General features: G+C 70.7%; 17 protein-coding genes and 2 tRNA genes. 10 read left to right on the plus strand and 9 right to left on the minus strand.

Annotated elements, in window-relative coordinates; translation table 11 throughout:
- The first annotated feature begins 275 nt into the window (after positions 1-275).
- Genes ACZ3HL_RS39835 through ACZ3HL_RS39850 form a run of 4 tightly spaced genes read left to right on the plus strand, consistent with a single transcriptional unit; the run spans position 276 to position 8374 of the window.
- A complete protein-coding gene (locus ACZ3HL_RS39835) occupies positions 276-935 on the plus strand; it encodes a hypothetical protein (protein WP_465536836.1) in 660 nt (219 codons plus the stop codon).
- A 37-nt stretch (positions 936-972) separates the two neighbouring features.
- The gene (locus tag ACZ3HL_RS39840) at positions 973-2694 is read left to right on the plus strand and encodes a fatty acyl-AMP ligase (protein WP_465536837.1); all 1722 of its coding nucleotides are present in this window, start codon (positions 973-975) and stop codon (positions 2692-2694) included.
- Entirely contained in the window at positions 2691-6887 is a 4197-nt protein-coding gene (locus tag ACZ3HL_RS39845) for a beta-ketoacyl synthase N-terminal-like domain-containing protein (protein WP_465536838.1), read from the plus strand. The genes ACZ3HL_RS39840 and ACZ3HL_RS39845 overlap by 4 nt, the downstream gene beginning before the upstream one ends.
- Positions 6884-8374, plus strand: a complete 1491-nt coding sequence (locus ACZ3HL_RS39850; RefSeq protein WP_465536839.1) for an MFS transporter — start codon at positions 6884-6886, stop codon at positions 8372-8374. Before ACZ3HL_RS39845 ends, ACZ3HL_RS39850 begins: the two co-directional genes overlap by 4 nt.
- Here ACZ3HL_RS39850 and ACZ3HL_RS39855 read toward each other — a convergent pair.
- A complete protein-coding gene (locus ACZ3HL_RS39855) occupies positions 8349-8768 on the minus strand; it encodes a VOC family protein (RefSeq protein ID WP_465536840.1) in 420 nt (139 codons plus the stop codon). The genes ACZ3HL_RS39850 and ACZ3HL_RS39855 overlap by 26 nt on opposite strands.
- An 88-nt stretch (positions 8769-8856) precedes the next feature.
- Between ACZ3HL_RS39855 and ACZ3HL_RS39860 the strand changes: the two genes are divergently transcribed.
- Positions 8857-9462 (plus strand): TetR/AcrR family transcriptional regulator, encoded by a 606-nt coding sequence (locus ACZ3HL_RS39860; RefSeq protein ID WP_465536841.1) that lies wholly within the window; start codon positions 8857-8859, stop codon positions 9460-9462.
- A 155-nt stretch (positions 9463-9617) separates the two neighbouring features.
- Here the strand turns inward: ACZ3HL_RS39860 and ACZ3HL_RS39865 are convergent.
- From ACZ3HL_RS39865 to ACZ3HL_RS39895, 7 genes are all read right to left on the minus strand, one after another.
- Positions 9618-9689, minus strand: a tRNA-Val gene (locus ACZ3HL_RS39865).
- A 35-nt stretch (positions 9690-9724) separates the two neighbouring features.
- A tRNA-Val gene (locus tag ACZ3HL_RS39870) sits at positions 9725-9799 on the minus strand.
- A gap of 79 nt (positions 9800-9878) precedes the next feature.
- Positions 9879-11720 (minus strand): serine/threonine-protein kinase, encoded by a 1842-nt coding sequence (locus ACZ3HL_RS39875; protein WP_465536842.1) that lies wholly within the window; start codon positions 11718-11720, stop codon positions 9879-9881.
- A 9-nt stretch (positions 11721-11729) separates the two neighbouring features.
- Positions 11730-13613, minus strand: a complete 1884-nt coding sequence (locus ACZ3HL_RS39880) for a serine/threonine-protein kinase (protein WP_465536844.1) — start codon at positions 13611-13613, stop codon at positions 11730-11732.
- 49 nt (positions 13614-13662) lie between these two features.
- Complete coding sequence (locus ACZ3HL_RS39885; protein WP_465536846.1) at positions 13663-15891, minus strand: heavy metal translocating P-type ATPase; 2229 nt, start codon at positions 15889-15891, stop codon at positions 13663-13665.
- A 388-nt stretch (positions 15892-16279) separates the two neighbouring features.
- A complete protein-coding gene (locus ACZ3HL_RS39890; protein WP_465411836.1) occupies positions 16280-17401 on the minus strand; it encodes a DUF6801 domain-containing protein in 1122 nt (373 codons plus the stop codon).
- 73 nt (positions 17402-17474) lie between these two features.
- Positions 17475-18707, minus strand: a complete 1233-nt coding sequence (locus ACZ3HL_RS39895; protein ID WP_465536848.1) for a DUF6801 domain-containing protein — start codon at positions 18705-18707, stop codon at positions 17475-17477.
- A 489-nt stretch (positions 18708-19196) separates the two neighbouring features.
- Between ACZ3HL_RS39895 and ACZ3HL_RS39900 the strand changes: the two genes are divergently transcribed.
- The 3 genes from ACZ3HL_RS39900 (at position 19197) to ACZ3HL_RS39910 (ending at position 21687) form a co-directional block, all read left to right on the plus strand.
- Positions 19197-19769, plus strand: a complete 573-nt coding sequence (locus ACZ3HL_RS39900; RefSeq protein WP_465536849.1) for a hypothetical protein — start codon at positions 19197-19199, stop codon at positions 19767-19769.
- 155 nt (positions 19770-19924) lie between these two features.
- Positions 19925-21139 (plus strand): lipase family protein, encoded by a 1215-nt coding sequence (locus tag ACZ3HL_RS39905; RefSeq protein WP_465536850.1) that lies wholly within the window; start codon positions 19925-19927, stop codon positions 21137-21139.
- 8 nt (positions 21140-21147) lie between these two features.
- Entirely contained in the window at positions 21148-21687 is a 540-nt protein-coding gene (locus tag ACZ3HL_RS39910) for a GtrA family protein (RefSeq protein WP_465536852.1), read from the plus strand.
- On the opposite strand, the gene ACZ3HL_RS39915 is transcribed toward ACZ3HL_RS39910, so the two are convergent.
- The gene (locus ACZ3HL_RS39915; protein ID WP_465536853.1) at positions 21627-22823 is read right to left on the minus strand and encodes a PucR-like N-terminal domain-containing protein; all 1197 of its coding nucleotides are present in this window, start codon (positions 22821-22823) and stop codon (positions 21627-21629) included. The two genes, ACZ3HL_RS39910 and ACZ3HL_RS39915, sit on opposite strands and share 61 nt — an antisense overlap.
- 315 nt (positions 22824-23138) lie before the next feature.
- Here ACZ3HL_RS39915 and ACZ3HL_RS39920 point away from each other — a divergent pair, with 315 nt between their 5' ends.
- Complete coding sequence (locus ACZ3HL_RS39920) at positions 23139-24359, plus strand: PucR-like N-terminal domain-containing protein (protein ID WP_465411842.1); 1221 nt, start codon at positions 23139-23141, stop codon at positions 24357-24359.
- Positions 24360-24697: 338 nt separating this feature from the next.
- Positions 24698-25687: an alpha/beta fold hydrolase gene (locus ACZ3HL_RS39925; protein ID WP_465536855.1), complete on the plus strand. Its 990-nt coding sequence runs from the start codon at positions 24698-24700 to the stop codon at positions 25685-25687.
- Positions 25688-25832: the final 145 nt, after the last annotated feature.

A 25832-nucleotide genomic window follows, 5' to 3' on the forward strand; every position in this document is an offset into this window, starting at 1 on the left:
CACCTCCCCCATCAGGGTGACCCGGCGCTCACGGACAGTGAAGGACTGTGGCACGGGAGTACCAGACCTGCTCGCATACCAGCGGAAATCGCGGAACCCGCAGGTCACGCCCCGTACACGAAGGACATTTACGTTCTCTTGACGCCTTCCGGTATTCGATTTCCCGTCGTAGCCTTCGTCGTGCCGCCCGGGTTCGGCGTCCTCTGACGCGACCCGGCGCCCGCGTCCCACCGAAGGGACCAGACCCCATCAGGACCCTTCCGAAAGGGCTATTCATGGCTGCCCGAATTCGCGCTCTCGTCGTATCCGCCGCCGCGGTGGCGACCCTTTCCGGCGCCTCCGGAGAATCGATTCAGGCGGCGCCCGCACCGCCTTCCCCCGCCGTTCCGCCCACCGCCCTGCTGCCTCCGGAAACCGTGCCGGACGCGTCCGCGCGCGACGGCTTCGACCTGGCGTCGACACTGTCCACTTCGGACGGGAAACGCGGCAGGGTCGACGTCGGCGGATGCGAGGACGTCGTCCACGGCAGGCTGGTCGGCACCGGCGCCACCGGGCAGGGCTTCCAGTCCGCCGTACCCGGCGGACAGGTCTCCGAACTCGTCGCGCGCACGACGAACCCGCCCGATCTGACGGCGTGGGCCGCGCAGGCCGGACGGTGCTCGAAGGTGACGGTCGACGACGCGGCCGGTACCGCGGTGTCGACCGTCACCGTCCACCCCGCCCCCGCCGTTCCGGGGGCGAAAACCCTTTCCTATCAACAACTCCTGACGCTACCCGGGCAGCCCCCCGAGCTTCCCGGGCTGCGTCTGCGCACCGTCGCCATCGCCGCCGACGACGTTTTGGTCGTGCTTCGTGACGCCGGAACGACCGGCCTCGATCTCGACGCCCTCGCGGTCGCCGCCTGGCTGCACGCCGCAGGGCCGCTCGGCCGCTGATCCCCCGCACCACCCCGCCGAACCCCGAGGAGACGCCATGTCCCTGGCCCCCGGAAACACCCTCCCCGCCTGCCTCCGGCATTGGGCGGACACCGACGGCGACCGGCCCGCGCTCACCTTCGCCGACTTTTCGGCCGATCGCGCCGGACGACGGAAGACGCTGAGCTGGAAACAACTCCAGGAGCGCGTCGACGCCGTCGCGGCGGCACTGCCCGTCCGGCCCGGCGACCGGGTGGCGGTGCTGTGCCCGCAGAGCGCCGATTACGTCGTCGCGTTCCTCGGCGCGATCACCGCGGGCGCGATCGCCGTGCCGTTGTTCGATCCCGGGCTGCCCGGGCACGCCGGACGACTCGCCGCGGTGCTGACCGACTGCGCCCCCACCGCGGTGGTCACCACGTCCGCGTCGGTGGACGCGGTCCGCGAGTTCCTGGCAGGCCTTCCCGGCGGTGAGCGCGTCGCCATGGTCGCGGCCGACAAGCCGGCCGCGGGGCCTGGCCGCGCCTGGCCCGCCCCGGCCCCGGCGCCGGACGACGTGGCGTACCTGCAGTACACGTCAGGTTCGACCCGCAGCCCGGCGGGAGTGGTGCTGACCCACGAGAACGTGCTCGCCAATGTCAGCCAGGCGGTGCACGGACTCGGGATCGACCCGGCGGGCGCGACGGTGTCGTGGCTGCCGTTGTTCCACGACATGGGTCTCGTGCTCGGCCTGATCACGCCGCTGGCGATGGGTATGCGGTCGGTGCTGATGGACCCGCTGGCCTTCATCGAGCGCCCCGTGCGCTGGCTGGAGTTGCTCGGCGACCACAACGCGAGCTGGAGCGCCGCCCCGAACTTCGCGTTCCACTACGCCGCGAGCCGCGTGCGCGAGGAGGACCGCGCCAAGCTCCGCCTCGACCGCGTCGCCGCGATCGTCAACGGCGCCGAGCCGATCAACCCCGGCGTGCTCGACCGGTTCCATGACACTTTCGCCGAGGTCGGGTACACCCCGGACAAGACGCGGCCCGCGTACGGGCTGGCCGAGGCGACCGTCTTCGTCACCACCGGTCCCGGCGTCCCCCCGCGGGTCACCACGTTCGACCGCGTCGCGTTGGGAGCGGGAACGGCGCGGCAGGCGGAAACCGGTCTCCGGCTGGTCGCCTGCGGCGTCCCGGTGGGGCAGCACGTCGCGCTGGTCGACCCGGAAACCGGTGTCGCGCTCGAAGACGGCGCGGTCGGCGAGATCTGGGTCCACGGTCCCAACGTCGGCACCGGCTATTGGCAGAAACCCCTGGAGAGCACCGAAACCTTCGGTGCCCGGCTGACCGGCGACCACGGGGAACTGCCGGCGGGGCCCTGGCTGCGCACGGGCGACCTCGGTGTCCGGCACGACGGCGAGGTCTACATCGCGGGCCGGATCAAGGACCTGCTCATCGTCGACGGCCGTAACCACTACCCGCAGGACGTGGAGGCGACCGCTGCCTCGGCCGACCGTGACATCCGACCCGGCAGTGTCGCCGCGTTCGCCATCGAAGGCACCGACACCGAATCCGCGGTCGTCGTCGCCGAGCACCGCGGTCACACCGCGCTGACCACGGAGGACGAACGGGCGCTCGAAGCGTCGATCCGGCGGCTCGTCTCCGACGCGCACGGCCTCGCCCTGCGTGACGTCGTGCTCGTCCCGGCGGGCCTGGTCCCGCGGACCTCCAGCGGGAAGATCGCGCGGAGCGCCTGCCGCGACCGCTATCTCGCCGGTGATTACGGAAAGGCCTTGGTGCGATGAGAAACCCGTCGTTCGACACCCCGGCACTGCGCCGCTGGCTGCTCGACACCGTCGCCGGGCACACCGGCGTCGACGCGGCCCGGCTCGAAGCCGACCGTCCGCTCAGCGACTACGGCCTGTCCTCCCGCCAGGCCGTCGGTATCGCCGCCGATCTCGAAGAGCTGCTCGGCACCCCGCTCCCGGCCACCCTGCTGTGGGAAAGCCCGACCATCGATCACCTGGCCCGCTCGCTCACCGGCGACACGGAGCCCGAACCCGGGCAGCCGGGCACGGACCGTCGCCGGACCGACCCGATCGCCGTCGTCGGCCTCGGTTGCCGCTGGCCGGGCGCGGACGGTCTCGACGAGTTCTGGGAGCTGCTCCGCAGCGGACGGGACGCCGTCCGGACCGCGCCTCCGGGCCGGTGGGACGCCGAGGCGGCGCCGATCGTGGGCGGATTCCTCGACGACGTGGCCGGTTTCGACGCAGACCACTTCGGCATCACTCCGCGCGAGGCGTCCACAATGGACCCGCAGCAGCGGATGCTGCTGGAGGTCGCCTGGGCCGCGCTCGAACACGCCGGCATCGCCCCGGCCTCCCTGCGTGGCAGCCGGACCGGCGTGTTCACCGGGATCTCGACCCACGACTACGGGCATCTCACGATGTCGGGCGGTGGTGTCGACCTCTGGACCGCGACCGGCGCCGCCGGGAGTATCGCGGCCAACCGGCTCTCGTACGTCTACGACCTGCGCGGGCCGAGTATGGCGGTGGACACCGCCTGCTCGTCGTCACTGGTCGCGGTGCACCACGCGGTGCGGGCGCTGCGTGACGGCGAGGCGGATCTGGCCTTGGCCGGCGGGGTGAACCTCATGCTGCTGCCCGGTCCGACCGCCGCGTTCGCCGCGGCGGGGCTGCTCGCCTCGGACGGGCGGTGCAAGACGTTCGCCGCGGAGGCCGACGGCATCGCGCGTGCCGAGGGCTGCGGTGTCGTCGTGCTCAAGCGGCTGACCGACGCCGAGTACGACGGTGACCGGGTCCTGGCGGTGATCCGCTCCACCGCGGTCAACTCCGACGGCCGGTCACAGGGCATGGCGGCACCGAACCCCGTCGCCCAGCAGGACATGCTGCGCACGGCGTACCACGGTGCCCGGCTCGATCCGTCCACTGTGGACTACGTCGAGGCGCACGGCACCGGCACGCTGCTCGGTGACCCGATCGAGGCCCGCTCGCTCGGCGCCGTGCTCGGCAAGGACCGGCGAGCCGACGCCCCGCTGCTGATCGGCTCGGTGAAGACGAACATCGCGCACGCCGAGGCGGCCGCGGGGATCGCCGGGCTGATCAAGGTCGTCCTCGCGATGACCAAGGACGAACTACCGCCACAACTGCACTTCTCCGCCCCCAATCCGCACATCCCGTTCGACGACCTTCGCCTGAAGGTGGTGACCGAACCGACGCCGTGGCCGCGCCGGTCCGGCCGCGCCACGGCGGGCGTGTCCGCGTTCGGGTTCGGCGGGACCAACGCGCACGTCGTCCTCGAACAGGCGCCGCCGCTGGACCCCGTGCCGGACCGGGCCGACGTCCGGATCGGGCTGCTGTCCGCCCGCACCCGCGACCGGCTCACCGAACGCGCGGCTCAGCTGGCGGACTGGGTGGAATCTGCGCCGTCGGCGTCCCTCGCCGACATCACCCACACGTTGTCCCGGCGCGACAACGGCGGACCACACCGCGCCGCCGTCGTCGCGGGCGACACCGCCGAACTGGCGGTCCTGCTGCGCGCCGTCGGTTCCGGCGCCGATCCGCTGCCCGCTGGCGCTGTCACCGGCACCACCGTGAGCACCGGCGGCCCGGTCTTCGTGTTCTCCGGTCACGGCTCCCAGTGGCCGGGGATGGGGCAAGGGCTGCTGCGCGCCGAACCCGCGTTCGCCGCGCAGGTCGACAAGCTGCACGACCTGTTCACCGAGCACACCGGCCGCTCGCTGCGCGCGCTGCTCACCAGCGGGGATTCCTTGTCCCTGCCCGAAACCCAGACGGCCATCTTCGGGACGCAGATCGCGCTGGCCGCGCAGTGGGAGGCGCTCGGGGTCCGGCCCTCGGCCGTCGTCGGGCACTCGCTCGGCTCCGCGGCCGCCGCCGTGGTGAGCGGTGTGCTCACCCCGGACGAGGCCGTCCACCTGGTCGCGACCCGTGCCCGGCTTCTGGGCACCCTCGGCCCGGGCGGCGCGATGGCGGCGGTCGAACTGGCGCCGGAGGAACTGGAGCTGTACCCCGACATCGAACTCGCCGTCGAGTCCGCGCCGGGGCAGCTGACCGTGGCCGGGGACGCGACCGTGCTCGATCTGCTCGTCGCGGAACTCCAAGCCGCCGGGCTGGCCGCGCGGCGGCTGCCGGTCGAGGTCGCCGGGCACTCCGCCCGGGTCGATCCGGTGCTGCCCGCGCTCCGGGAGGCGCTCGCCGAACTGGGCGGCCGCCGTCCGACGGTGCCTTGGTACGACACGGTTCTGGCCGATCCCCGGGAACTGCCGGACTTCGACGCCGGGTACTGGGCCGCGCACCTGCGCCGCCCGGTGCGGTTCCGGCAGGCCGTGGCGGCCGCCGCCGGCGACGGGCACCGTGTCTTCCTGGAGGTCTCGCCACATCCGATCCTGCGGGGCTCGGTGGCGAGGACACTCGAAGCCGAGGGCGTCCACGACGCCGTCGTCACCGGAACCCTGCGCCGGGGCCAGGACGAGGTCCGCACGCTGGGCGCCGCCGCGGCCGAGTTGTACTGCGCGGGCACCCGGATCACCACCGCCGATCCGGACGACGGTGCCCGGCTGGCCGACGTCCCGCCGATGCCGTGGCGGCACGAACGCCACTGGTACACCACGGCCGAAGCGCCACCGGCGTTCGCGGCACGCGCGCCGGAGCCCGAACCCGTCCGGGCCGCCGGGGGCGACCGGCTGACCGAGATCGTCGCCGCCGTCATGGGACTGCGTCCCGAACGCCTCGACGCCGACGTCCCGCTGGTGGAACTCGGGCTGGATTCCCTGATGGCGAACCGGATCCGCGAAGCCGTCCGCCGGGAGTTCGGCACGGAACCCGACGCCGTGAGTGTGCTTCGCGGCGCCACCCTCGCCGATCTCAGCCGCGATCTCGTGCCCCGCGAAAACGAGGAACCACTGCCGTCCCGGGGCCGAGCCTGGGACGCGGCGGACCGCCTCGTCCTGCGCCTGTGGCAGGAGTACACCGGGGCGGAAGCGACCGGCACGCACGTTCGGCTGACCGAGACGGGCACACCGGACCGGCTGGCCGAACTGCTCGCCGAGGGGCTCAGCACCGAGCTCGACACGCCGGTCACCGCCGCCGAACTCCGGCGGCACGATTCGCTCGCGGCCATCGCCGACGTCGCCCGCGCCATCCTCGACACGAGAGAGGAGCGAGGGCCGGTGCACGTCCTCGCCCCTGGCGAAGCGGGAGTCGCGCCGCTCCTGCTGTTCCACCCCGGCGGGAGCACCTGCACCGTGTACCGGCCGCTGCTGGACCGGTTGCCCACCTCGGTGCCGTGCGTTGGGTTCGAACGCGTTCCCGGCGCCAGCATCGAAGACCGGGTCGAGCAGTTGTTGCCCTTGGTACGGGCACAGCGTCGCGGCCGGCCGTACCGGCTGGCGGGCTGGTCGTTCGGCGGGGCGCTGGCCTACGGCGTCGCCGCGCGGCTCGCCGAAGAAGGGGAAGAGGTCGAGTTCGTCGCGCTGATCGACACCATGCTCCCGCTCCCGGAGCCGGACCTCGATCCGAGGGCGTCGTCCGCCCGGCGGTTCCTGCGGTTCACCGGCTACGTCGAGGGGACCTACGGCCGCGAAGTGCGGCTCGGCCACGAGGAACTCGCCCCGCTGCCCGAAGAGGAACAGATCGAGCTGACCATGCGGCGGGTCGCCGAGGCGGGCTTGCTCAGCCCCGGTGTGCTCCGGCACCAGCGTCAGTCCTTTTTGGACACGCTCGCCGCCGAACGCGGTACGCCCCGCCGTTACGACGGACGGGTCGTGCTCTACCGGGCGACCGAGCAGTACGCGGCCGGGCTGGCGATGGAGCCGCGATATTCGCGCACGGATCTCGCGGCGGGCTGGGCGGAGGTGTGCCCGGGGCTGGAGATCGTGCCGGTCGAGGCGCATCACCTGTCGGTCGTCGACCCGCCCTGCGTCGATGTCGTGGCGAGGCATCTGACGGGACTCCTGTGACCACGGCCCGGGCCGAGCGAGCGGTCGACCGCGCCTGGCCGCTGCTGGCGGTACTCGGCGCCGGGCTCTTCCTCGTGGCGGTCGACGCGACCGTGCTGCACGTCGCGTTGCCCGATCTCGTCCGGCAGCTGCGGCCGGGCGCGGCGGCTCAGGTGTGGATCGTGGCGATCTACCCGCTGACCGCCGCGCCGCTGCTGCTGCCGTTCGGCACCCTCGGCGACCGGTACGGGCGGCGGCGCGTGCTGGTCGCCGGGTACGTCGTGTTCGGGCTCGCGTCGCTCGGCTGCGCGTTCGCGCCGAACGTCCCGGTACTGCTGGCGTTCCGCGCGTTGCTGGGCTGCGGTGGCGCGATGATCATGCCGGTGACGATGTCGCTGCTCCGCGAGCTGTTCCCGGAGCAGCGCCGTCGCCGCACGGCGATCGCGGTGTGCAGCGGGATCGCGGGTACCGGATCGGTGTTCGGGCCGATCCTCGGCGGAGTGCTCGTCGAGGCGTGGGGCTGGCGGGCGACGTTCCTGCTGAATCCGCCGGTGATCCTGGCGGCGGTCGTGCTGGCGCTGCGGTGGCTCCCCCGTAGTCCGCCGGGCCGGGGCTCGTGGGACGCGCTGAGCGCCGCCCTCGCCGCGGGCGGCGTCCTCGGGATCGCCTTCGCCGTCGGGCATCCCGGCTCGTGGACCACGGCCGTCGCGTCGGGGGCGACCGGTTGTGTCCTCATCGGACTGTTCCTGCGCCGCCAGCGCCGGACCGATCCGCCGCTACTGGACCTCGCCCTGTTCCGGCGGCCGGGCGTGCGGGCCGCGGTGGGCGGGGTGCTGCTGGTGATGAGCACCCTCGTCGGTCTCGGCCTGCTGTTCGCCCAGTACCTGCAGGTGGTGCTCGGGCTTTCGCCCACCGCGGCGGCGGGCCGGTTGCTCCTGGTGCTGGGCGCTTCGGCCGTCGGCAGTGTCGTGACCCCGTCACTGCTGGGACGCTTCGGCAACGCCCGGGTCCGCACGGCCGGGTTCGCCGTCGCGGCGGTGTCGTTGCTGGTCCCGGCGGCGGGATCGGCCGCGCTCACGTCGCCGGTACTGCTGGGCACGGGGCTGACCGGGCTGGGCCTGGGAATGGCACTCGCGCTCACGTCGAGCACCGACACCCTGCTTTCGGCGACCTCCGCGGACCAGGCCGGCGGCGCCGCGGCGGTGGAGAAGACGGGCTACGAACTGGGCGCCGGCTTCGGGACGACGGTGTTCGGTTCCCTGGCCGCCGCGGTGTACGCGGGACACCTGGCCGTCCCGTCCGGCGTACCGGAACCCGCGCGGCTGCTCGCGCTGTCAGGACCGGCCCAGGCGGAGACGGCCGCCTCGGGCCTCACGTCGCATTTAGCCGGCGAAGTGCTCGATGCCGCGAAAGCCGCCTGCACCACAGGGTTGCAGGTGTCGGCGGCCGTCGCTTGCGGGCTGTTCGTTTTGGCCGTTCTCGTCAGCTCGGGCGCGCCTCGTCGGTGAACTGCCCGGCGAACTCGCCGGTCGGCGGGATCTCCTGGATCACGTCGATCAGCACGCCGTTGGGGTCGGCGACGATGAAATGCCGCTGCCCGAACTCCTCGCTGCGCAGGGAGAGCGCCTCGGTCAGGCCCGCCTCCACGACCAGCCGCCGGTGCTCGGCGTCGGCGTCTTCGACCTCGAAGTTCAGCAACAGTCCCTGCACGGGCTTGCCCGCCCCGGCGGGAATGGTCTCGTGCCCGGGGGCGAGGATCGCCAGTTCCCACTCGCCGCGTTTGAGGCTGACGTACCAGTCGGCTTCGAACGTGGGCTCGAAGCCGAAGTGGTGGCAGTAGAAGTCCCGGGTCTCGGCGATCTTCTCGGTCATGAGGACGGGATAAAAGCTGGTCAGACGCATGATGCCACCTTGCTCGCGAACAATACCGACCGTCGGTTTGTTTCTCCGAAGTTAGCCAACCGACGGTCGGTATGTCAAGATTCGAGCCGTGACCCGCACGAAGCAGCAGCAACGCGAAGAGACGATGGAGGCGTTGACCGCCACCGCCCGGCGGCTGTTCGCCGAACACGGGTACGGCAAGGTCGGGCTGGAGACCATCGCGCAGACCGCGGGCGTGAGCAAAGGCGCGCTCTACCACCACTTCAGCAGCAAGGCGGACCTGTTCCGGCACGTGCTCGGCGTCGTGCAGCACGACGTCGGCGAGCAGATCGCGCGGGCCGCGGACACCGCGCCGGACTCGTGGGCCGGGCTGCTCGCCGGCTGCCGCGCGTTCCTCGCCGCGGCGACCGATCCGGAGACCCAGCAGATCATGCTGCTGGACGGCCCTTCGGTGGTCGGCTGGCAGGACTGGCGTGAGCTGGACGCGGAGTCGTCCGCCCGGCACCTCGCCGAGGCGCTGACCGGCCTGATGGCCGACGGTGTCCTGGCGAAGCGGCCCGTCGAACCGTTGGTACGCCTGCTTTCCGGTGCGATGAACGAGGCAGCCGTCTGGCTCGCCCACTCTCCCGAGCCGAAGGCCGACCTCGCCGCGACCATGGACACGCTCACGCCGATGATCGAGGCACTGAGGCTTCGCGGCTCGTTGCCCGCTTGAGGAAGGGTTGCGAAAGCCACTTTCGCAACCTTCAACGTTGCGAAAGTGGCTTTCGCAACGTCGGCCGTCGCCAGCTCACGACCGCCTGGCCGATCCTGTCGCGCGCTAGAGACGCAAAAAGGCCCCACCCTCGCCGGGTGGGGCCTTCACTGCGGTGGGCGATACTGGGATCGAACCAGTGACCTCTTCGGTGTGAACGAAGCGCTCTCCCCCTGAGCTAATCGCCCGCGGTACGAACTCCGGTCCGCCGGGGAAGCGAACCTGGTGCGCGATACTGGGATTGAACCAGTGACCTCTTCCGTGTCAGGGAAGCGCTCTCCCGCTGAGCTAAACGCGCGTGGTGTGTCGTTCGTACTGGCAATAGCTTAGCGGACCCCGTTTCCGGGCTGTCACAGGGGGTTGCCTTCCCGCGGAGCTCACGGTTTCGGCAGCCGCGCAGCGACCGAGCCCGCGATCTCCTTCGCCCGGTCGCAGGGGCTTCTGCTCCCGTCCCGCCCCAGCAGCCGGACGGCGACGTGTTCGGCTTCGCGGTCCGGCAGCGGGCGATGCTGCCAGGTGACGCCGCAGTTCGAGCCGGACTCCCGTAGGTCGCCGGTGACCCCGCTGCCGAGGTCGACCGGCGAACCCTCCGGCGCGTAGGAACCTCGCTGCAACTCGACGGTCAGTGTGTCCCCGCCACCCACCCACTCACAGATCCGCAATGTCCGCGGGGCTGCCTGCGCGTTGGGCATGGTCTTGCCGAGCACCGCCGGATCGGCGATCGTGCACGGATCGAGCGGGAGAAGGCTCGCCGGTTCACCCGCTCGGTCGACCTCGTGCGTGCGCAGCCGGGTGAGCGCGGCGGTCAGCATGTCGTCGGCGGCCTTGCACGGATCACCATCCCGGCCGGGATGGGAGACGACGACGCCGAGCCGCCGGTCCGTGGGCAGCTGGGCCACCGAATCGCATCCGCCGCTGATCGTGCTGCGCAGCAACGGAAAGCCTTCGGCCGTGCGGTCCGTCCGTTCGAGGCTGCTGGTGCTCACTCCTTCGCCGAGCCGGAGTTCGAAGGTGACGCCCCTGAGACCGGTGTACTTGCAGCGAGCGGGGAAGGTCGGGCGCGTCTCCGGTTTCAGGGTGCCGAATTCCTGCACGAACCGGCCCGCGAGCACCTTGCACGGATCCACCAGACGCAGGCGTTCCGCGCCGAGCGCCTCGGTCGCCGACAGCGAGGTCGTCCCGGGATCTTCCGGTTTGGCGTAGTCGGCGATGGTGAGACCGAGCGCGACCATCCCCGAAATGAGGACCAGGACGACCGCGGCGAGCGAGCCGAACAGGATCTTCTTCGTCCGCGGCGCCATCTTCTTGGGCGGCGGACGCCAGATCGGCAGCGGCAGGGCCAGTACCGAACGTACTTCCGCGTCCTGCCGCTGGATCCGGGCGTGCACGGCGGGCGGCCAGGGCGCCGCGCCCGGCGGCACCGGGCCGAGGAAGTCCAGGATCTGTTCCGGAGTCGGCCGTCGCGCGGGATCCTTGGCCAGGCAGGGCTCCGCGATGCGCCGGATTTCGTCCGGGACGCCGCTGAAATCCGCCGCGGTGTGCACGACGTTATACAGGGTCTGTGGCGCGGTCGGCCCGGTGAAGGGGCCGCGTCCGGTCGCGGCCATGACCAGGATCGCGCCGAGGGAGAACACGTCGCTCGCGCCGGTGATCCGCCCGCTGCCCGCCTGTTCCGGGGACATGAACGCGGGCGACCCGATGATCGCGCCCGTTCCGGTGAGCTCCTGCGCGTCCTCCGCCACCCGCGCGATACCGAAGTCGATCACCCTGGGGCCGTCACTCGTCAGGATGATGTTGCTGGGCTTGAGATCCCGGTGGATCAGCCCGGCACGGTGGATCTCGGTCAGCGCCGCGGCGAGCCCGGACGCCAGCAGCCGCACCGACTCGACGGGCAGCGGCCCGGTACCGTCCACGGCCTCCTTCAAGGACGGTCCGGTGACGAAGACCGAGGCGAGCCACGGGGTTTCCGCTTCCGCGTCGGCGTCCATGACGGCGGCGGTGTAGGCGCCGGAGACCAGCCGCGACGTGGCGACCTCGCGCCGGAACCGTTCACGGAAGCGCGGATCGTGCGCGAACTGGGCGTGCAGCTGCTTGACGGCGACGAGCCTGCCGTCCGGGGCGAGGCCGAGTACGACGCGGCCCATCCCGCCTTCACCGAGCTCGGCGACGATCCGGTACGGGCCGATCTGCCGGGGTTCGCCGGGGTTCAACGGTTTCACTGGCCAGCCCTAGGGTTTCGGAAGTTTCGGCAGCAGCGCCCCGGCGAAGCCCTTCGCCTTTTCGCAGGCTTCGTCGGCGGTCATCTTGGTACCACTTGTCCCGACCGTCAGCTCGACGTTCTCCCCGTCGCGTTCGCTGACGGACCGGTGCTGCCAGGTCAGCGAGCAGTGGGAGCGCGCGATGCCGTCGTCGAGCTTCGCCAGGTACACCTTGGCACCGCCGAGATCCAGAGTGGCGGTCGCCGTGTAGTACGAATCCTTCGATTGCGCGGGCGGGTACCCGCGCACGAAGCTCAGGCGGACGCTGCCCGCCGCGTCGTACCGGCATTGGTGCAGGTGTTCGCGGATCGTTTCGACGACCGGCCCGATCAGCCGGTCCGTGGTCGCGGGGCCGAGCAGCGCGCACGGGTCCAGCGGAGCCAGGGTGCCCGCCGGGAGCTCGCGCTCGTGGCCTCCGGCGCGGATCCTCTTGACCGCGTCGGCGAGCGCCGCCTTCACCACCGAACACGCCTGGTCCTTTGTGGACATCGAGTTGACGTCGACGCTGAGTTTGGTGTTCGGCAGACCGCTGACCGGAACGGCGACCGCGCACGCGTCGTCGGAGCCCTTGATCCGCAGCGGAAGCCCTTCCAGCTCGCCGCCGGCTTCGCCTTCGATCAGGTCGCCGCCAACGCTCAGCTCCAGCCATTTACCCGTCGGCGACGCGTACGTGCACGAGTCGAACTGGATGTCGATCTCCGTGCTCAGCTTGCCGAACCCGGGCACGTCACGGCCCGCGAGCACCTTGCACAGGTCGACGCGGCGCAGGTTGTCCGGGCCGAGCGGATCCTGGTTGACCGGGGTGGCGACCGGTTCGTCCGGCTGCGGCGGCGAACTCGGCGCGATGGCGGCCGGAGGCGGGTCGTCTCCGGAGAGCGAGACCGCCGCAACGGTGCCGCCGACCAGCAGCACCACGGCGGCCGCGGCCAGCCCCGCGTAAAGGCCGCGCCGGGATCGCTTCGGCGGCGGCGGATTCAGCAGCCGCCGGACCTCGGCCTGCTGTGCCTCGATGAGGTGCGACACCACCGGCGGCCACGGGCCGGCCGTCGGCGGGATCGGGCCGAGCCGCTCCAGCACCCAGGCGGGTGACGGCCGGTCGGCAGGGTTCTTCGCCAGGCACGGCTCGACGATCTGGCGCAGTTCCGGCGCCAGGTGCCGCAGGTCGGGCTGGAGGTGCACGACGTTGTACAACGTGTGCGGAGTGGACGTCCCGGTGAAGGGGCCGCGGCCGGTCGCGGCCATCACCAGCAGCGCGCCGAACGAGAACATGTCGCTCGCCGCGGTCAGCGGCTTCCCCTCGGCCTGTTCCGGGGACATGAAGCCGGGCGATCCGATGACGGCGCCGGTGTGCGTGAGCTCGGAGTCGCCCTCGACGGCACGCGCGATCCCGAAGTCGATCACCCTCGGGCCGTCACCGGTGAGGATGACGTTACTGGGTTTCAGATCGCGGTGAATCAGCCCGGCACGGTGGATGTCGCCCAGCGCCAGCGCGAGCCCGGCGGCGAGATGACGGATCGCCATCGGCGGCAGCGGACCGGCGGCGGAGACCGCCTCCGACAGCGCCGGTCCGGGCACGAACACCGACGCCAGCCACGGTGTCGGCGCGTTCGGGTCGGCGTCCATGACCGGTGCGGTGTACGCGCCGGACACCAGCCGGGAGGTTTCGACCTCCCGGCGGAACCGCTCGCGGAAGCCGGGATCGTGTGCGAAACCCGGGTGGACCTGCTTGATCGCGACCAGGCGCCCGTCGGCGGAGATCCCGAGCAGCACCCGGCCCATCCCGCCCTCACCGAGCGCGGCGAACACCCGGTAGCGCCCCACGCCGGTGGGTTCGCCGGTGTTCAACGGCTTCACGAAGGCCCCCTTGTTCCGAGGGGCGATGGTACAAAACCACCCGCAAGTGTCACGCGGCGCGTCGGTCCGCCCGGCCGAAGTCCTTGAGCCGGAGGCTGTTGGACACGACGAGCACCGAGGACAACGACATCGCCGCCCCGGCGATCAGCGGGTTCAGCAGGCCGAGCGCGGCCAGCGGGATCGCGGCGACGTTGTACCCGAACGCCCAGGCCAGGTTCCCCCGGATGATCCGCAGAGTGCGGTCGGCGAGCCGGATGGCGTCGGGGACCACGCGCAGGTCTTCCCGGACCAGCACCATGTCGGCCGAGCGCACCGCGATGTCGCTCCCCCGCGCCATCGCCATGCCGAGATCCGCGGTGGCCAGCGCCGGGCCGTCGTTGATGCCGTCGCCGACCATCGCGACCCGCGCTCCCCCGGCCCGCAGTTCCTCGATGACCGCGGCCTTCTCCGCGGGCAGCACTCCGGCGCGCACGTCGGAGACGCCGATCTCGTCCGCGACCACGCGGGCGGCGGCTTCGTTGTCCCCGGTCAGGAGCACGGTCCGCAGACCGAGCGCGTGCAGCGCCTCGACGGCGGCCCGTGCCGACGGCTTCACGACGTCCCGGACCACCAGCTGCCCGGCGAGCCGGCCGCCGACCGCGACGAGGATCGCCGTGGCGCCGTCCTCCGCCGTGACGTCGTCGGAGACGCTGATCCCGCGTTCGGCGAACAAGCGCGCGTTGCCGACGAGGACCTCCTGCCCCTCCACCTCGCCCTTCGCCCCGAGCCCCGGCAGTGCGCAGAATCCTTCGACCGGGGGCAGATCCGGCAGTTCCGCCCGCGCCGCGATCACCACGGCCGCCGCGATCGCGTGCTCCGAACCGGCCTCCACGGCCCCGGCGAACCGCAGGAGCTCGCCGCGGGTGAACCCGTCGGCGGGGCGGCACGCGGTGGCGGTCATCTTCCCGGTGGTGACGGTGCCGGTCTTGTCGAGTACGACGGTGTCCACGGTGCGACTCGCCTCGAGCGCGTCCGGCCCCTTGATGAGGATGCCGAGCTGGGCACCGCGGCCGACCCCGGCCATCAGCGCGGTCGGTGTCGCCAGCCCGAGCGCGCACGGGCAGGCGATGATGAGGACGGCGACGGCCGCCGCGAATCCTTCGCGGGCGGGTGCCCCGCCGAGCAGCCACGCCGCGAGCGTCACCACGGCCACGCCGAGCACGGCGGGGACGAACACCGCGCAGATCCGGTCGACCAGGCGTTGCACCGCGGCTTTGCGGGCCTGTGCGCGTTCGGCCAGCGCGGTCATCTGGGCCAGCTGGGTATGCGTGCCGACCGCGGTCGCGCGCACGACGAGCCTGCCGTCCCGGTTCACCGAAGCGCCGACGACCCGGTCACCGGTGGCGACTTCCGCGGGCACCGGCTCACCGGTCACCGCGCTGACGTCCACAGTGGACAATCCGTTGTGGACGACGCCGTCGGCGGCGATCGACTCCCCCGGCTTGACCACGAACAGGTCCCCGACGGCCAGCTCGCCGACCGGGACCATGCGCTCGACGTCGTCCCGCAGCACCCGGACGTCCTTGGCGGCCAAGGCGTCCAACGCGGCGAGGAGCCCGGCGGCGCTGCGCCTGGACCGGCTCTCGAAATACCGGCCCGCCAGCAGGAAGGTGGTCACCCCGGCGGCGACGTCGAGGTAGATCGCGTCGGCGCCGGCCGCCGTCGGGCCGAAACCGATCCAGTACCCGGGCTCCGTGCCGCCCGCGAAGGCGGACCACGCCGACCACGCGAAAGACGAGAGCACGCCCAGTGACACCAAAGTGTCCATACTGGACGACCGATGACGGAGGTTCCGGAGCGTGGCACGGTGGAAGGGCAGCGCGGACCAGAACACGACCGGAACGGCCAGGGCGAGGCACAGCAGTTCCCAGCCGGGGAACCGCAGCCGCGGCACCAGCGCGAGGGTGATCGAAAGGTTCCCCAGCGGGATCGCCAGCAGCGCGGCGACGACCAGTCGCCGACGCAGATCCCGGACGCGGGCGAAGCCGATGTCCGGATCCTCTTCGCCGCGGATCGCCGCCGTGTAGCCGGATTTGCGGACCCGCTCGATGAGCACGTCGTCGGCCAGCGCTTCGGGTACCTGCACGGTGGCACGCTCGGTCGCATAGTTCACCGACGCGCGGACGCCGTCCAGCTTGTTCAGCGTGCGTTCCACCCGCGCCGAACAAGCGGCGCAGGTCATCCCCGACACGGTCAGTTCCACCGTGCGGACGGCGGCCTCCGGCGCGGAAATCGTCATTTCGTGGCACTCCCAGGATTCACCAGTGGTTCCTCGGTGGTGGAACAGGTGTCCGGGTCGTGTCGCGAGGCAGATTACCGCCGCCGGGAACCGGGGCCGCCGTCGGCCCGACTACTGCGGTGGTGGTGGAAACAGGTGCCGGAGTGCAACTGGTCCAGAGAGTCGGATCTTCGCGGGTGCGGGGGTGGCGGTCTCGCGTGTCTGGATGGACGACACGCGTGATTGAACGGACGACACATGTGATCCAGCGGACGACTCGCGGCGGAGCCCGGCCGCGGTCGTGTCGTCCATCGGATCACGCGTGTCGTCCATCGGATCACGCGTGTCGTCCATCGGATCACGCGAAATCCCTGTACGCGCGGCCTGTCCCCAGTACCGCGCAAGGGTGCTAAGCCTGGCGCGGCGTCAGCGCGAGTTCGAAGGTGTTGCCGTCCCCCTGGACCAGGGTGCTCACGTAGGAGGTGAAAGCGCCACAGCCGGTCAGCGGCGCCAGCGAGTAGGTACCGCGCAGCGCGCCGCCCTTCGCCATGGTGAAACCCTCGCCGGTGCGCAGTTCCGCCGTCGACGGGGCCGACGTCCGGCAGCCCGGTCCGGTGCTGACCGGCATGCCGACGAGCGTCACCAGCGGAAGAACGGTGGTGAACCGGGATCGCGCGACGAAACCGGTCCCGGCGAGGTCGCCGCCCTGCGGCCCGTCGGCGACGAACTCCAGATCGGCCGAGCCCGGCAGGAAGCCGAACAACCGGAAGTCGGCGTGCGTCTTGTCGAACACCGGGCCGCCGCTGAACACCGTCGCCGCGGTCGGGCTCAGCTCGAAGGTGCCGTTCAGCGGCGCGTCGGCACCCAGCGCCTTGACGCCGGTCTTCCCGGCGATCGCGAACCGATGCCCCGCCGGCTTGTCGCCGAGTTCGAAGGAGAGCAGGACGGGATCCTGGCCGGGGTCGAGCGTGCAGTCCGAGGTGAAGGAGCCGAGCCCGGTGAAGGAGCCATCGGCCTTCTTCGGGGTGAGCCGAGTGGTGAAGTCGCCGACGGTCAGCGTCGTCTTGCCCGGCTTCGCCAGCGTGATGGTGGGCACGGAGCCGGTCGCCACCGGGCTGAACGAGCCGGACGGCGGGACGTCGGTCTTGCCGACGTTCAGCGGGATGCGCACGGGAAGCGGGTTCGCGTCGCCGTTGACCAGGGTCACGCCTGCCGCCGCCGTGCCCTCGATGGTGGTGGCGCCGACGAGATTGAGCCCGCGCGCCGCCTTGTCCGGCACGGTCACGGTGATGGTCAGCCCGGAGGTGGTGAGCGTGCCGCCGGGCGCCGTCGGCACCTCGAAGTCGGCCTTGATGTTCACGTCGAGCTTCTGCAGCCCGATCAGCGGGAACGGGCAGGTGAACGACAGCTTCTTGTCGACGGGCGTACCGGCCGCCGCGCCGCGGACGGCGACGAACAGCAGGCAGCCCGCCGTGAGCAGGACGGTGAGGCCCGCCGCGAGCAGCATCCGGACGTTGATGCGAAGGGGCATGGTCGCCTTCCTGAACGGCGCGGAAACGGCACCGGTCCCCGTCACGGAACGCGACGGGGACCGGCTGCCTGACTTACTTCTTGGCGAGGTTCAGATCGAGCGTGTTGCCGTCGCTCTTGGCGAACGCGCTGATCCAGTCGTTCAGCTGACCGCAGTTCTGCAGGGCCGACAGCGAGTAGGTGCCGGTGAGCTTCCCGCCCTTGAGCAGGTCGAAGTCCGGACCGGTGGTCATCTCGCTGGTGGACGGGCTGACCGTGCCACACTTCGGGTCGCTGCTGATGGGAATCCCGAAGATCTGCACGCTCGGCAGGAACACGTTGAACTTGATGTGCGCCTTGAACCCGGTGCCGACGAGCTCACCAGTCTGCTTGCCGACCTGCTCGACCTTGATCTCGGAACGGCCGTCGATGAACCCGAACAGCTTGAACTGGGTGGACGACGGGTCGAGCTTCAGGTCACCGGTGAACGTCTTCGACGCGAGGTCCACGTCCGCGTCGAAGCCACCGTTGATCGCCGCGGTGCTGCCGAGCGACTTCAGCGCGGTCTGTCCCTTGATGCCGAACGCGTACTTGATCCCGCCGCCACCGGGCGTGGTGGTGGTAGTGGGCGGGGTCGTCGGCGTGGTCGGCGTCGTGGGGGTGGTGGTGGGCGTGGTCGGGGTGGTGGGCGTGGTCGTGCCGCCACCGCCGTCACCGATCTTGATCGTGGCCAGGGTGTTGTTCTGACCGGGATCCTGCGTGCACGGCGCGTCGATCGTGCCGTCCGGCGTGATGCCGGTGACCGAACCGTCGGCCTTGCGCGGGGTGACCTTCAGCCGCAGGTCGCCCACGGTGATCTTCGCCTCGCCGGGCTGGTTGAAGGTCAGCGAAGGCGTCTTGCCCGCCGCGTTGACCGTCATCTCGCCCGAGGTGGGGATGTTCTGCTTGGCGATGTCGTTCGGGACGTTGACCGGGAGGTTGAGCCCCGGTGCCGCCACGGTCGCAGCGGCGACGGCCTGTCCTTCCAGCGTGGTCGCACCGATCAGGTTGAGCCCGCTGACCGTGTCCGCGTTGATCGTGGAAACGGCCTTGATGTCGAACGTGCCGGTCGGCTGACCGGTCTTGACCGACAGCGGAAGATCGGTGTTGATCACCACCTTCAGCGACTGCGACCCCACGAGCGGCAGGTCGCAGTGGTAGTTGAGCGGGAGCGAGATCGGATCGGCGACACTGGACTGCGCCCCGACCACGAGTACCGCGGCGGCAAGCCCCACGGCACCGGCTGCGGCGGCGGCGACCGCCTTCTTGGTTCCTCTTCGGTGACTCACGATCGTCCTTCCGTGGTATCAACGATGATACGAAACGGCGTACAATTCCCCAGAGCAATGAATATCGGCCCGGGAGAATTCTCCGGGTAGCGACGATGTCTGACGGATCGCAACCGAACAGTAAACTAACGACGCGTCCACACTGCTATCAAGTGCTTCACCGGAAAAGTTGACCGGCAACGGGTAAATTGTCACGCAGACACGGTAGAACCGGATGCTTCCTAGTAGCGACACATGGGTTTCCCCAGTTCAGAGCCAGGCAAGACGGCATACGGAACCGCTGACGCAGGTGACAATCGCACCACCGAAAACTATCTCGCGCGTGCCAACCGGCTTTTTCGACAGCGCCACCGCCTTGCCTGCCGGAATCTTTCGTGAGTAACCTCGCGGTTCAGCAAGCCGGTCACCGCCGACCAGCGCGGAATCCCGCTCGTCGCGGGCGGGGGCAGGCCCTCTTTCGCCGAATTCGACGGGGAAACCATGAAAAGAATGCGCCGCACGGCAGCGCGAATCGCGTTCGCCGCCGTCTCCACGACCGCCGCGGCGGTCCTGTTGAGCGCCTGCGGGTCCGACGACCCCGCCGACGCCGGCAGGCACGCCGACCCGGCCGCGCTCGCCTGGGTGGACAAGGTGTGCTCCGGCGTCGCGACGGGCTCGGCGAAGCTGTCCAAGCCGCCCGCGTTCGACCCGGCCGACCCGCAGGGGACGAAGACCGCCATGGTGGGCTTCCTGAATTCGCTGTCCGCCGCCCTCGACGACATGGCGGGCGGTATCCGGAACGCCGGTGTGCCGCCGGTCCCGGATGGACAGTCCGCTGTGGACAAGGCCACCACCACGCTCGGCGAGACCAAGTCGAAGGTGTCCGCCACCCTGACGCGGATGCAGGACGCCAAGGTCACCGACCAGGCGAGCCTGCAGAAGGTGGTCGCCGACGCCGACAGCACGATGAGCGGGTTGAGCGAGCCGGAAGGCCCGATCAAGCATCTGCGCGCCAACCCCGAACTGGAGCTCGCGTTCGCCGAGTCCACGACCTGCCGCCAGGTCTACGGCGGCAGCGCCTGAGTACCGTGCCCGGCGCGGAAGCGGTGTCGCGAAAGCCACTTTCACAACCATCAAGGTTGCGAAAGTGGCTTTCGCAACGCGTCGATGCCCGGGGCCGGCCCGCTCGCGAACAACCCGAATCCGACATTCAGCCCACCCGCCCTGGAGGCCCGGCCGTGCCGACCCCGTTCCCCCGCCCGCCCCGCCGGGCGCTCGCCGCCGCGCTGGCGATCGTCCTGTCCGCCGGTCTCCTGACCGTGCTGAGCGGCAGCCCGGCGAGTTCCGCCGCCCCGGCGGTGTCCGACGATTCGTTTTACACCCCGCCGTCCCCGCTCCCGGCGGGCAAACCGGGTGACATCATCCGCTCGCGTGTCTCGAAAGCCGGTCCGCGTAAGGATTCCGTCAACGCGTGGCAGGTGATGTACCTGTCGACGGACGCCCTCGGACGGCCGGACGCGGTGACCGGGACCGTGCTGGTGCCGAAGAACGTGGACCCGGCCAAGGCACCGATCCTCTCGTTCGGCGCCGGTACGCACGGTCCGGCGTTCCACTGCACGCCGTCGAAGATGATCGACATCGGCGCGTTCTACGAGCAGTCGGGCCTCGACGACGCGCTCGACGCCGGATTCGCCGTCGCGCTCACCGACTATGAGGGTTATCGCCAGGATCCGAAGACGACGTACGTGGTCGGGCGTTCGGAAGGGCCGGCGATGATCGACGCGGTCCGCGCCGCGCAGCGCCTGCCGGAGGCGAAGCTGTCCACCGACGCCAAGGTGCTCTTCCGCGGGTACTCGCAGGGAGGCGGGGCGGCGGCCTGGGCAGGCGAACTGCAACCCGCCTACGCGCCGGAGCTGAACCTCGTCGGCGTCGCGGCCGGCGGTGTGCCCGCCGACCTCGTCCAGGTCACCCTGCAACTCGACGGGAAGTTCGGTTTCGGCGTCTTCGCCTACGCGCTGATCGGCCTCGACCAGGCCTATCCCGAACTGAAGCTGGACTCGTTCCTCAGCGACAACGGCCGCGTGAAGCTGGCGGAGATGCAGAAGAGCGCGTGCACGTTCGAGCTGCTCACCACGTACGCGAACCAGAAGATCGCCGACTACACCACCAGCGCCGGGTACGTGCGGCCGGAATGGGTGAAGCGACTCAACGAGAACAAGCTCGGCGGTACTCCGCCCAAGGTCCCGGTGTTCCTCTACCACGCCACACAGGACCAGCTCGTCCAGTTCGCCCAGGCCGACGCGCTGCACAAGGCCTATTGCGCCGCGGGTGTCAAGACGACCTGGAAGACCTTCGACACCGACCACATCACGGCGGTCTACACCGGCAACGCCGACGTGCTCGCCTTCCTCAAGGACCGGGTCGCGGGCGCCCCGGTGACGTCGAACTGCTGAGCGGGGCGGTGCTCGGAACCGCCCCGGCATCCTTTGTGGACGACGGTGCGCGGACCGGCGGGCGGCGTGAGCTGCTCCGGTTCGCCACCGTCGGCCTCGCCGCGTTCGGGCTCACGCTCACAGCCAACTACGGGCTCAAACTCACCGTCCTGCAAGAGAAACCGGTCACGGCGCTCGCGATCGCGAGCGTCGTGGCGACCGCTTTCGCGTATCTGCTGTCCCGGCGCTGGGCGTTCCACACCCGCGGCGGCAGACGCGGCTTCCCGGAAGCGGCGCTGTTCTTCACGGTGAACGCGATCGCCGTGACGATCACCCTGTGCCCGCCGCTGATCTCGCGCTACGTCCTGCGGCTCGAGGTGCCCGAAGTCAGCTTCCTCACCCAGGAGATCGCCGACTTCGTCAGCGGGATACTGCTGGGCACCGCGGCGGGTTCGGCGTTCCGCTGGTGGGGCTACCGCCGCTGGGTGTTCCCGGTGGCGGGAGCGCGTCAGACGTCCGCCGGGCGCAGCCGTTCCGCGCGCAGCGCCAGTTCGATCCGCAACCGCTGATCCGGATCGTCCAGCCGTTCGCCGAACAGCTCCGTGAGCCGCCGCAGCCGCGCCCGCACCGTCTGCGGATGCACGGCGAGCCGCCGGGCGATCTCCGGCGCGCTCCCCCGGGTCTGCACCTGGGTGAGCAGGGTCGCCGCCAGTTCGTCGTGCTGGCGCGGCGCCAGCCCCGACAACGGTTCGAGCGCCTCCCCGGCCAGCCGGTCGAGCAGGAACTCGTCGGCGAGCAACAGCAGCGTGGTGATGTGCTCCTCGCACCACAGCACGGGGCCGACCGTCGTGATCATCCCCCGCCGGGTGAGTTCGGACGCGCGCCTGGCGATCCGGAACGACTCGGCGGCCTGCGCGGCCGGGACGGACACCCCGACCGTCGCCGACCAGCCTGACGGCAGTTCCCGCAGGCCGCCGAGGTCGGCCTCCGGACAGGCCACCAGCGCGCCGGGCGCGTCGGAGACGAGGTCCACCGGAACCGCCGGGGGCAGCAGGCCGGATGGGAACGAGGGCGCACCGGGCGCCGCGGTGAAGACGACCGCGGTGATCCGTTCGGGGATCCGCCAGCCGATCGCGACGGCGAGCGCGCCGGCGTCGGCCTGGCTGTACCCGGAGCCACCGGTCAGCAGCCGGAACAGCCTGGCCCGCTGCTCGGCGGGCCCCGTCGCCTCGGCTTGCGCGGCGTTGTATCCCTCCGTCAGCGCCATCGTCACCTCGACGACGTCGCCGAACAGGCATTCCGCCGCACCGTAGAGGACGTCGCCGGGCAGCTGGAGCCGGCGGCCGATCGCGGCTATCGAGCGCCACAGCACCCGGCTCGAGACCCTGAACGCCGCCTGCGCGGCCTCCCGGCTGAGGCCTTGCTGGAAGGCGATCCGGCCCTGCGCGCGAAAATCCACCAGGAGGTCGTTCTGCAGGAGTTCGGGGACGCCGACCCGGTCGATGGCGCGTTCGATACTGCGCCTGGTCAACTCGACGGCCGCGGCACGGGCCTCGTCGTCGCTGAACACTTCGGCGCATTCGGCTATCTCGGACACCACGCCTTCGACACAGTGCCGGGCGATCGCCGGGATCCGCGGGCGGATGGCGTCACCGAGCTCCCTCGGCAGGCGTTCCCACAACACGCCAACGGGCTGCCAGCTCACGTGTGCGATCCCCCGCTGTGAAGTAGGCCGACGATTACGGGCACCCATTCCCTTTCGTCCGCGCGCCACCGGCGCACTCGAATGCACGGAGCGTAGAACCGTCCACACATCCGTGTCAAAAGACGTCACACCGAAACGCCCGCTCGTTGTCACGTGGCTGAGCGTCACGACTTTCCGTTGCAAATTCAACGTCACATTCGGGGTACACGCCGTCCGCCGATCCAGTACAAACGGCCCGCACCGTTCCCCGTCGATCCGACGTGGGTTATGCAAACGGATTCATGTTTCCTTCCGCCGTTCGAAGAAAATCAAAGGATGGTCTTGGTGGTCCAGTACCGCGGTTTCGGCATGCTGGCGACGTTGCCGCGTTCGCTCGGCGAAGAACTGCGTCCGTATACCGGTCACGCCGCGGCCGCCATGGTCAAGCAGGTGCAGCGCTCGGTCACCGCCTATGCGCAGCCGTTGCGCGGTGTCTTCGGCCGCGTCCTCGTCGTCTCCTGCGAACGGGCGGTGCGGCACTACGTCGACTGCATCGGCGATCCGGACGTGCCCCACGACCGCTGGATCGACTTCTACCGCATGCGCGGGCGGATCGAATTCACCGAGGGCCGCAGCCTGGAACCGTTGCACGACAGCGTGACCATCGGCGCACGGGCGGCATGGCGGGCGATGCGGCCCATCGTGCGCGGGCTCGGCGTCGGCCTCGACGTCATCTCGCTCGCGGCCGAGTCCGTCTTCGTCTACGTCGACGAACTGTGCGCCACGACGATCGAGGGATATCAGGAGGCGGAAGCCAGGGCGGCGGGCGCGATCCCGCTCCGCCGCCGTCGCCTGCTCGAACTGATCGCCCAGGCACCGGAAGGGTCCGCGTGCAGCATCGCCAGCCTCGCCGACGGCGCCGGCTGGCGGGTTCCGGGGGCCGCGGCCATGGTCGCGCTCCAGCGCGCTCCCGGCGCGCCGGCCTTCCCCGTCCACCTGCTGGACACCACCGTGCTGGCCCACCTCGACACGACCGAGCCGTACCTGCTCACCGCGGATCCGGACACCGACCTCGCCCCGCTGAAGGACGCACTGGACGGCTGGCGCGTGGCGGTCTCCCCCGTCGTGCCGCTCGCCGACGCCCCGGCCGCCCTCCGCACCGCGCGCCGCGCGCTACTGCTGAACAGCGACGACGCGCCCGGTCCGGTCATCTGGTGCCGGGATCACCTCGCCACGCTGTGGCTGCTCGCCGAGGACTTCCTCGGCGACGAACTCGCCAAGCAGAGCCTCGACCCGTTCACCTCGCTGAGCGGGAAACAACAGGAACGGCTCAGCGAAACCCTGCTGGCGTGGCTGGAAACGCGCGGCGGCGCGCCGGAGATCGCGCAGCGGCTCGGGGTGCATCCGCAGACCGTGCGGAACCGCCTCCGTCAGCTGGAGGAGCTGTTCGGCGACCGGCTCAAGGACGCCGACGACCGGCTGAACATGCAACTCGCGCTCCGTGCGCGGCGGCTCATGCGCGCCCACCGCCGCGACGAAGGGACGCCAGGGAGCTGACCCGCCGGACCCGGCGTTCCGGTGGCCGCACGGTGGGGAGCACCCAGCGGAGGCCGCGGCGGGCGCGCTTCGCCCTCGGCTGATCGACGTGGAAGTCCGCCCGGCAGGCCATCGCGTTCTCCGTCGTTACGGGTGTTTACCGACGCTTTCCTGAATACCGGGACGACGGGAGAAAGTCGATGCGCAATTGCCCAGCCCGCACGGTTTTGGCATCCGGCTCGGGGTCGGCCCAGGCATTCTTGTCACCCGGATCGCAATTGCCGGACATGTCCGGCGACACGCTGACGTACCCGGCGTTCTACACGTTATTTTGACGCCTGACAACGGAAAGGCTGGACATGGCCCTCGAAGCGCGCACACTGACCCTGCACGGGCGGGAAATCCGGCTACGGGAATACGTCCCGTCCACAAAGGACCCGTCCGGCGAACCGCTCGTGCTGCTGCACGGCATCTCGGGAAGCAGCGAGACCTGGGCGCCGTTGCTCGACCACTTCGAGCGGACCGGGTTCGGGCGCCATGTCCTCGCCCCCGACCTGCCGGGCCACGGCGACTCGGCCGCCCCTCGGGCCGACTACGGCCTCGGCGCGATGGCCAGCGTGGTCCGCGACGTCCTCGCGCTCACGCGCAACCGGCACGCGACCATCGTCGGGCACTCCCTCGGCGGCGGGATCGCGATGCAGTTCGCCTACCAGTTCCCCGAGATGTGCGCCCGGCTGGTGCTCGTGGGCAGCGCCGGGCTCGGCCCGCAGGTGACCCCGGTACTGCGCGCGACGGCGCTGCCGGGGGCCAACGCGACACTCACCCTCGCGGTCAACCCGGTCACCGTCGCGATCGCCCGCGGGATCGCCGCCGCCGGCCGCTCGCTCGGCGGAAAGCTCTCTCCCGAGACCCGGGAGCTGACCCGTCACTTCGCGTCACTGGCCGACCCGGGCCGGAAGCGGGCTTTCCTGTTCATCGCGCGCAGCCTGATCGACCTCAGGGGTCAGCGCGCGAGCGCGATCGACAAGCTCTACCTCGCCCGGGAGGTGCCCACTCTCGTCGTCTGGGGTGCGCACGACCCGCTCATCCCGGTCGCCCACGGCCGCAAGACGGCCGAAGTGCTGCCGGACAGCCGATTGACGGTGTTCGAAAATGCGAAACACTTTCCACATGTGGCCGACCCGGCCCGGTTCGGAGACGAGCTCGCACGCTTCCTCGCCGAGACCGCGCCGGCCAGGTTGAGCCTGGACGAGGTCGTCGAGGTGCTCATCCGCGCCAGCGAGGCGGCGGAAGCGCCGGAAAACGTCCCGGAAAAATTGTCATCCGGACGCCATCTCAGGCCTGCCTAAATGTCACCCACCATCGGATCGGACCACCCGTTCGGGTGTAGTCCATCCAGGTGGCCGATCAAGCTCCCGCCAGCCGTTGACAGTGCCCCCGGACGATTTTATGTTGCGTGAGCCACAAAATCTGGATCGGCTTCACCGTTGAAGA

Source organism: Amycolatopsis sp. NPDC000009 (assembly GCF_055563465.1).